We start from the raw sequence: 6,824 nt of genomic DNA, 5'->3' as shown, positions 1-6,824 counted from the left end.
GGACCCATCTCCTCGGGGAGCTGCGGCGCGCGGCCGCGGCGGGGAGCGGGGCGGACCCCGCCGACCTCCTCCGCGAGCGGGTAGCCGCCGCGATCCACGCCGGGCGGCTGCAGCCCCTGGACCGGCTCCCCAGCATCCGGGCCGCCGCGCAGGCGCTCGGAATCGAGAAGCACGCCATGGTGCGGGCCTACGACGCGCTGGAGGAAGTGGGGCTCGTGGAGAAGCGGGAGCGCTCCGGCGTGTTCGTCCTCCCCATGCAGCAGGCGTACGAGGAGCCGCTCGGGGAAACGGCCCACTGGCTGGCGGGCGTGCTGGCGGGTGCATGCGACCACCAGATCCGCATCCCGCACCTCCCGGACCTGCTCCGCCGGTCCACCGCGGCCGCCCGCCTCCGCTGCGCCTGCGTGGAAAGCGACCTGGACAGCCAGGCGGAGCTGCGCCGCGAGGCCGCGCACCAGTTCGGCCTGGACGCGTACGCGCTGTCGGAGCCGCTGCGCGATCCGGCCGCGGGCGTCCCCGAAGCGCTCCGGGAGGCGGACGTCCTGGTCACCACCGCCTTTCACGCCCACGAGCTGCGCCCGGTGGCGGAGCGGCTCGACAAGCCGCTGGTGGTGGCGCGGCTCCGGCCGGAGCGGGTGGCCGCCATCGAGGAGCACCTGCGCAGGCGGCCCCTCACGGTGGTCTGCACCGACCCGGCCTACGGCGAGCGGATCCGCCGGCTCTTCGGCGGAGCCCGTCCCGAGCGCGTCCGGGTGGTGCTCGCCGGTGAGGCCCGCGCGCTCGCCGCGCTGGATCCGGCGGTGCCGGTGCTGATGACCCGGGCGGCGAGGCAGCGCCCGACCACGGGCCACCTGAGGATGGTGGTGCCGTTCTCTCCCGCCTTCGCCTCCGAGTTCGCGCGGACCCTCTCGTCGCTGGTGATCCGGCTCAACGTGAAGCGGGGACACGGCCCGGGGTGAGGGGCGGCGCGGGGCCGCCTCCCCGAGCGGCGCCCCTCAGGACAGCAGGACCACGACGCCCTCGTCGCCGCGCAGCTCCAGTCCTCCGTCTACCGCTTCTCCCTCCCGGTCCAGCCGGGTGGAGAGCACCACCCGCCCCTGCACGGTCCCGCGCTCCGGGCGGAACCGCGCGGCGCCCTCCCCGAAGTTGAGTGCCACCAGGAAGCGGCGGTCCTGCCACTCGCGCACGTAGCCGAGGGTGTTCTCGCCCGCCGCGGGCACCGGGGTGTACGGGCCCCGGTGCAGGGCGGGCTCCGCGCGCCGGAGCCGGACGAGGTGCCGGTACAGGGTGAGCACGGAGCCGGGGTCGTCCCGCTGCGCCTCGACGCTGTACCCGGCCGGGACGCCGCCGGCCGGCAGCCACGGATCGCCGGTGGTGAAGCCGGCCCCGGGGCTTCCGTCCCAGCGCATGGGCGCGCGGGCCGGGTCCCGGCTCGACCCGGGGATCCGCTTCCCGCGCGGGTCCCGCATCCGCTCCGGCGGGATCTCCGCGTCCGGCATCCCGATCTCGTCGCCGTAGTAGAGGACGGGGGTCCCCCGCAGGGTCAGGAGCAGCATCGCGGCGACGCGCGCCTGCCCGGCCCCCACCCGGCTGGCGACGCGGCTCCGGTCGTGGTTCCCCAGGACCCAGTTGGGCCACGCGTCCGGCGGGAGCGTGCCCTCGTACTCCGCCACCGTGGACTCGACCTCGACGGCCTCCCAGGGAGAGGTGATCAGGTGGAAGTTCAGGGGGAGGTGCATTCCCGGACTCGCCACCCCGTAGTAGCGGACGAGCCGGCCGAAGGGGAGGTAGGCCTCCCCGATGAGGACCCGGCCGGGATACTCGTCCGTGGTCCGCCGCATCCGCGCGACGATCTCCTGGACCTCGGGCTGGTCGGCGCTGAACGCGGGGACCAGCGCCTCGTTCGGCGGGTCGCGCCGGGGACGGTAGTCCGGGTTCCGCGGGTTGTCGCGCAGACGGGCGTCCTTGACCAGGTGCCAGACGACGTCCACCCGGAAGCCGTCCACGCCCCGGTCGAGCCAGAAGCGCATCACGCGCTCCATCTGCGGCCACATCTCCGGGTGCCTCCAGTTCAGGTCCGGCTGCTCGGGGAGGAACGAGTGCAGGTAGTACTGCCCCGTGGGCTCGTCGAAGCTCCACGCGGGCCCGCCGAAGCTGGAGAGCCAGTTGTTCGGCGGGCCCCCGTCCGGGGCCGGGTCGCGCCACACGTACCAGCCGCGCTTCGGGTCCTCGCGCGATCTGCGCGACTGGAGGAACCAGGGGTGCCGGTCGGAGGTGTGGTTTGGAACCAGGTCGAGGATCACCCGGATCCCCCGTGCGTGCGCCTCGGCGAGCAGGCGGTCGAAGGTCTCCAGCGTGCCGAAGAGGGGGTCCACCCCGGTGTACTCGGCCACGTCGTAGCCGAAGTCCGCCATGGGGGAGGGATAGATGGGGCCGATCCAGACTGCGTCCACCCCGAGCCAGTGGAGGTAGTCCAGGCGGGAGATGATCCCCGTGAGGTCCCCGACGCCGTCCCCGTCGGAGTCCTGGAAGGAGCGCGGGTAGATCTCGTAGATGATCCCCGTCTGCCACCACGGGTTCTGCATCGTCTGCCCTCCGGTGCGGGTGTGGAGTGCGGGAGCCGCCCCGCCGGCCGCACGCCGCGTTCCAGCGGGCGCGCGGGCCGTGGGACAGCCGACGGAGCACGGCGGCGCCTGTCCGGGCCGCCGGGGTGCGGCGGCCCGGGTCCTGCCCGGGTGGCCCCACCGCGACATCGCGATGCGGCAGGTTCCCCCGTCTCAACGGCCATGACCGAGCCCGGAGCACCGCCCGGCTGGAGCTACAACCCGTCCACCTGGGGGCAGCGCCTCCCCATCGTGGGGGCCGCGGTCGTCGGGGTCGCCATCGCCACCTACCTGGCGCTCTTCCAGCTGGGCGTGGTCCCCACCGTGTGGGAGCCGTTCTTCGGGAACGGGAGCCGCAAGGTGCTCACCTCCAAGCTCTCCCACGTCCTCCCCGTCCCGGACGCCGCGCTCGGCGCCCTGGGCTACCTGGCCGACGCCGTCACCGGCGCGATCGGCGGCACCGCCCGCTGGAAGACGATGCCCTGGATCGTGATCCTCTTCGGGGTGGCGGTGGGGCCGCTGGGGGTGGTGAGCATCGCCCTGGTCATGTCGCAGCCGCTGGTGGTGGGCGCATGGTGCACGCTCTGCCTGGCCTCGGCGGTGGTCTCGGTGGTGATGATCGGCCCGGCCATGGACGAGATGCTGGCCAGCATGCAGTACGTGCGGCGCGAGCGCGACCGGGGCCGCTCCACCTGGGACGTCTTCTGGCACGGGGAGCGGGACGCGGCGCCCGCCGGGGAGGGCTGACGATGTGGGCGCGCCTGGGGAGCACCGCGCTGGGGATCTGGCTGATGGCGGCCCCCGCCGTGCTCGGCTACTCGGGCGCGGCGGAGACCAGCGACCGCATCGCCGGGCCGGTGATCGCCACCTTCGCCATCGTCGCCATCAGCGAGGTCACCCGCCCCCTCCGGCGGGTGAACACCGTGGCCGGCGTCTGGCTGCTCCTGGCGCCCTGGCTGCTCGGCTTCCCCGCCGCCGCGGCGTGGAACAGCGTGGCCGTGGGGGTGCTGGTGATCGGCCTCTCGCTGGTGCGCGGTACGGTGGAGTCGCGCTTCGGCGGCGGGTGGCGGGTGCTCTGGACCGGGTACGGCGAGCGGGTGGGCGCCGGCTCGCCCCCGCCGGAGTGAGCCGGGCGCCCCCGCCCCTCAGCTCTCCCGCAGCCGCACCTCCACCTTCCCGTCGCGGACCCTCGCGTCGAACACGGACTGCGGGCGCGTGGAGGGGCCGTGCACCACCGTCCCGTCGCGCAGGTCGAACACCGACTGGTGCCACGGGCACTGCACGCGGTGGCCGTCGAAGTCGCCCTCCTCCAGCGGCCCGCCCGCGTGGCTGCACACCGCGCCGATCGCGTAGATCTCCAGCCCCTCCCGGTACAGCAGCACCCGCTTCCCGTCCAGCTCCGCGCAGCGCGGCGTCCCCTCCGGCAGCTCCGCGGCGTCCAGCACCGGCTTCCACTCGTCCGGCCCGGAGAAGCGCTCTGCGTGGTCCACGCCCACCTTGTGCGCGTACACCAGGTGGCCGCCCAGCCACGCCGCCGCCGAGGAGAGCGCGATCGCGCTCCCCGACAGCAGCAGGCCGCGCCTGCGCCTGCCGCGGCGGCGGTCGCGGAGGGAGAGCCCGTACAGCGCCACGCTGACCGCGTTCAGGGCGGCGTGCACGGTCGCCGTCGAGGCCGCCGGCTTCTGCACGGTGGAGAAGTCCGCCAGCCCCGTGACCGCGGTGGGGATGGCCGAGAGCGTCCCGATGGCCGCCAGCCGGTCCCCCGCCACCCGGGACGCCTCGTCGCCCTTGCGCAGCCCCATCAGGTCGAACATCCCCCCGAAGAGCCACGCGCCGATGGTGACGTCCGTGAGCATCGGGTGCAGCGGGTGCCCCAGCCAGGTGCCGTGCAGCAGGTCCGCCGCGTTCCGGGCGGGCTCGCCCCCGTCCAGGACGGCGCCGTGGACGGCGCGGGCCACGTTCGTCCCCAGCTCCTCGAGCGCGGGATTGTCCCCGACGTTCTTCTCGATGGCGTGCGCGAGCATGCTCCCCTCCGGGTCCGGGAAGTGATGAGGTCCGCCGGTGCGGCACGGCAGGTTTCGTTCCCGGAACACCCCTTGCGGCCCCGGCGGCGCGACCGGTCCACCATCGGCGGGAGGAGCGTGGCGTGAGCGAGGACGAGCGGGGGGACGAGCGGGGCGGAGGCGGAGCGCACGGGGGAATGGGGATGCGCGGCGTCACCCGCCCCATGGCCGAGCACGAGTCGCACCAGGAGCACGGGGGCGAGGGCGGGCAGGAGGGCGGGATGGACCGCGAGGCGATGCTCCGCCGGCACCACCGGCAGACGCTCTGGATCCCCTGGACGCTGGTGCTCCTGGGCTTCTGGCTGCTCGCGGCGCCCTTCACCTTCGGCTACCTCGACCCGGCGCAGTGGGTGGAGCCCAGCGGGGGCCGCGGCGTCTGGTTCGGCGACGCGCTGCACACGGAGCTGCGCGCCGCGCTGACGCTCTGGAGCGACGTCGTCGCGGGGGCGCTGCTGGTGGTCTTCGGCTGGCGCGCGCTGCGGCCGGGGCGCCCGGTCGCGTGGTGGATCTGCTGCTTCGTGGGGATCTGGCTCACCCTCGCGCCCATCGTCCTCTGGGCGCCCACCGCGGTCGCCTACCTGAACGACACCCTGGTCGGGGCGCTGGTGATCGCCCTGTCGGTGCTCGTCCCCGGGATGCCCAACATGATCCGCTACATGCGGATGGGCGGCGACACGCCCCCGGGGTGGAGCTACAACCCGTCCAGCTGGCCGCAGCGCTGGATCATGATCGCCACCGGCTTCGCCGGGTGGCTGGCGTCGCGCTACCTGGCGGCGTACCAGCTCGGCTACGCCGCGGAGGCGTGGGACCCCTTCTTCGGCGAGGGGACGCGGCGCGTGCTGGACTCCTCCATGTCGCACGCCTGGCCCGTCTCGGACGCGGCGCTGGGGACCTTCGCCTACACCTTCGAGTTCCTGATGGGGTGGATGGGCGCGCCCTCGCGCTGGCGCACCATGCCGTGGATGGTGACGTTCTTCGGGATCCTGGTGATCCCCCTGGGGCTGGTGCACGTGGCGCTGGTCGTCTCGCAGCCGGTGGTGGTGGGCGCCTGGTGCACCTTCTGCCTGCTGGCGGCCGCCATCATGGTTCCCATGATCCCGCTGGAGGTGGACGAGGTGATCGCCATGGGGCAGAACCTGGCGCACGCCCGCCGCCGCGGCGAGTCGGTGTGGCGGGCGTTCTGGAAGGGCGGGCCGGCGGAGGAGGCGGGGGAGGACCGGCGCACCCCGGAGCTGGCCGCGCTCCCGGAGCGCCCCGCCGAGGTGGTGGGGGCCTCGCTCTGGGGGATGAGCTTCCCCTGGACCCTGCTTGCGTCCACGGCGCTGGGGGTGTGGCTGATGTTCGCCCCCGCGGTGTTCGGCCTGGACGCCCGCGCGGCCGACCTGCACCACGTGGGAGGCGCGCTGGTGGTGGTGGTGAGCGTCGTCGCCATGGGCGAGCCGCTCCGTGCCCTGCGGCTGCTCGACCTGTTCCTGGGGCTGGGGATCGCGGCGGCCCCGTGGCTGGTGGAGGGGCTGGACGGGGCGGCGAGGGCCGCCACGCTCGGCGCGGGGCTGCTGGTGGCGGTGCTCTCGGTGCCGCGCGGGCCGAAGTGGGAACGGTACGGCGGGTGGGATCGGTTCGTGTTCTGAGACGGACCGCGCTCTCCGGCCCGCGGGTGGCCCCGCCGGGACATCCCGGCGGGGCCTCGCGTCGTCTCAGCTGCAGAAGTCTCCGCTCCCCTGCAGACACCCGAAGTTGTCCTGGTGCTCCTGGCTCACCGGCGTGCCGTCGTCCCGCGGCACCAGTACCAGGAAGGCGTCGCTGGTGATGGCCCCCTGCGTGGGATCCTCGTAGATGGAGCATACCACCCAGGGGAAGCCCTCGCTGCCGTCGTCGGCGCGCTTGATCAGCTTCAGGAACCCGTTCTGCAGGAGGTTGTCGATCTCGCTCGTGGTCCGGATGATCGGCGTGCCGTCGGCCCCGGTGCCGTTGCGCGCCTCGAGGTCCGCGAGCGCCTGCTTGCCCTTGGTGGTCTTAAAAGGCTGTTGAAAAAAGGCGCGCCGCCAGGGGCTGGGCAGTAGATTGGGCGCATCGCTCGGAGGCTCGTTCCCCCGGACCGGAGTCGACATGCTCGGACGCAACTCCTCGCAACCAGCCCTCTTCCAGATGGTGGACC

The 6,824-nt window shown here is 74.0% G+C and carries 7 protein-coding genes; 4 read left to right on the top strand and 3 right to left on the bottom strand.

The window, feature by feature from the left end; all coding sequences use genetic code 11:
* On the top strand, positions 1-959 hold a 959-nt coding region (locus tag VGR37_11390; GenBank protein ID HEV2147996.1), incomplete at its 5' end, for a GntR family transcriptional regulator.
* A gap of 36 nt (positions 960-995) precedes the next feature.
* Here VGR37_11390 and VGR37_11385 read toward each other — a convergent pair.
* Positions 996-2,585: an alpha-amylase family glycosyl hydrolase gene (locus VGR37_11385; protein ID HEV2147995.1), complete on the bottom strand. Its 1,590-nt coding sequence runs from the start codon at positions 2,583-2,585 to the stop codon at positions 996-998.
* A gap of 201 nt (positions 2,586-2,786) precedes the next feature.
* Between VGR37_11385 and VGR37_11380 the strand changes: the two genes are divergently transcribed.
* Both VGR37_11380 and VGR37_11375 read left to right on the top strand, forming a co-directional pair.
* Positions 2,787-3,350 (top strand): vitamin K epoxide reductase family protein, encoded by a 564-nt coding sequence (locus VGR37_11380; protein HEV2147994.1) that lies wholly within the window; start codon positions 2,787-2,789, stop codon positions 3,348-3,350.
* A 2-nt stretch (positions 3,351-3,352) separates the two neighbouring features.
* Positions 3,353-3,730 carry an SPW repeat protein gene (locus tag VGR37_11375; GenBank protein HEV2147993.1) on the top strand — a complete coding sequence of 126 codons (378 nt, stop codon included), beginning with the start codon at positions 3,353-3,355 and terminating at the stop codon, positions 3,728-3,730.
* Between the two features lie 18 nt (positions 3,731-3,748).
* Here the strand turns inward: VGR37_11375 and VGR37_11370 are convergent, their stop codons facing one another.
* Positions 3,749-4,627, bottom strand: coding sequence for a Rieske (2Fe-2S) protein (locus VGR37_11370; GenBank protein HEV2147992.1), 879 nt, complete (start codon positions 4,625-4,627; stop codon positions 3,749-3,751).
* 122 nt (positions 4,628-4,749) lie between these two features.
* Here VGR37_11370 and VGR37_11365 point away from each other — a divergent pair, with 122 nt between their 5' ends.
* Positions 4,750-6,297: a vitamin K epoxide reductase family protein gene (locus tag VGR37_11365; GenBank protein ID HEV2147991.1), complete on the top strand. Its 1,548-nt coding sequence runs from the start codon at positions 4,750-4,752 to the stop codon at positions 6,295-6,297.
* Between the two features lie 66 nt (positions 6,298-6,363).
* On the opposite strand, the gene VGR37_11360 is transcribed toward VGR37_11365, so the two are convergent.
* On the bottom strand, positions 6,364-6,824 hold a 461-nt coding region (locus tag VGR37_11360; protein HEV2147990.1), incomplete at its 5' end, for a hypothetical protein.

The organism is Longimicrobiaceae bacterium, assembly GCA_035936415.1.
GTDB lineage: Bacteria > Gemmatimonadota > Gemmatimonadetes > Longimicrobiales > Longimicrobiaceae > JAFAYN01.
Note: the sequence above shows the minus strand (reverse complement) of the source record. Positions and strands in the feature narration are given on the sequence as shown.

What these genes read in the sequence shown, in the direction of transcription:
- VGR37_11385 (HEV2147995.1), bottom strand. Translation starts at nt 2,585, where the DNA reads ATGCAGAACCCGTGGTGGCAGACGGGGATCATCTACGAGATCTACCCG.
- VGR37_11380 (HEV2147994.1), top strand. Translation starts at nt 2,787, where the DNA reads ATGACCGAGCCCGGAGCACCGCCCGGCTGGAGCTACAACCCGTCCACC.
- VGR37_11375 (HEV2147993.1), top strand. Translation starts at nt 3,353, where the DNA reads ATGTGGGCGCGCCTGGGGAGCACCGCGCTGGGGATCTGGCTGATGGCG.
- VGR37_11370 (HEV2147992.1), bottom strand. Translation starts at nt 4,627, where the DNA reads ATGCTCGCGCACGCCATCGAGAAGAACGTCGGGGACAATCCCGCGCTC.